The following is a 1,054-nucleotide window of genomic DNA, read 5'->3' as shown; positions in this document are numbered from 1 at the left end:
GGCTTTGTTGCACAAATGGCGTGAAAGCGGATTCACGGCGTGAAACCAGTCTGGTAGCTGGGTGTCATGAGCAAGTCGAAGCCCACCCGCTACCGTACGACGAACTGGTGTTCCTACAACGCGTCCCTGAAAAAGCGGGGTTCACTGACAGTTTGGTTTGATCCTGCGATGGTCTGGGAAGGCCTTGCGACCGGGCGTCGAGGACGACGGCAGAGTTATAGCGCGGCGGCGATCCAGACCTGTCTGACACTGAAAGTTCTGTTCGGTTTTGCCCTACGGCAGACGACGGGGTTTGTTGAAAGTCTCCTTCGCCTGGCAGGCCTTGCCTGGTCAGTGCCGGATTTCAGCACGCTCAGTCGTCGGCAGAAATCCCTGACAGTCGACATTGCATATCGCGGTTCGGATGGGCCGCTCCATCTTCTGATCGACAGCACCGGGATCAAAGTCGAAGGAGAAGGCGAATGGCACGCCCGCAAGCACGGTGCTTCAAAACACAGGATATGGCGTAAGATTCATATCGCTATCGACGAAGGGTCTCTGGAAATCAGGGCCGTTGAAATCACGGGAAACGATGTCGGTGATGCCCCGGTCCTACCAGCGCTTCTGGCTCAGATCCCCGAAGATGAGGAGATTGCCAGCGTTACGGCCGATGGGGCTTATGACACGAGACGATGTCATGAAACCATTGCCGAACGCGGGGCCCAGGCTGTCATTCCTCCTCGGAAGAACGCAAAACCATGGAGCCCCACCTCGCCAGGAGCGATCGCCCGCAATGAAGCCTTGCGGGCGGTAGACCGTTTTGGGCGGACCATCTGGCGATGGTGGAGCGGATACCACAGACGAAGCCGCGTCGAGACGAAAATGAACTGCATCAAGCTGCTGGGGCAGCGGCTGATGGCTCGGGATTTCGATCGTCAGATCGCAGAGTTTCACGTGCGTGTTGCCATACTCAATCGCTTCACGGCGCTCGGGGTCCCCCTCACACAGCCTGTCACGTAAGACAAAGTCCTGAATGGCTTCGGCACGCACAATGGACGAATTGTGCAACAGAGCC

Annotated in this window: 1 protein-coding gene; it reads left to right on the top strand. The window is 57.5% G+C overall.

Annotated elements, in window-relative coordinates:
- Positions 1 to 66: 66 nt before the first annotated feature.
- A complete protein-coding gene (locus tag HKD31_RS15915) occupies positions 67 to 999 on the top strand; it encodes an IS5 family transposase (protein WP_075594844.1) in 933 nt (310 codons plus the stop codon).
- The last annotated feature ends 55 nt before the right edge of the window (positions 1,000 to 1,054 follow it).

The organism is Gluconobacter potus (assembly GCF_015244705.1).
Lineage (GTDB): Bacteria > Pseudomonadota > Alphaproteobacteria > Acetobacterales > Acetobacteraceae > Gluconobacter > Gluconobacter potus.
Note: the sequence above shows the minus strand (reverse complement) of the source record. Positions and strands in the feature narration are given on the sequence as shown.

Excerpts from the sequence above, each read along its gene's own strand:
- HKD31_RS15915 (WP_075594844.1), top strand. The coding sequence starts at position 67 with ATGAGCAAGTCGAAGCCCACCCGCTACCGTACGACGAACTGGTGTTCC.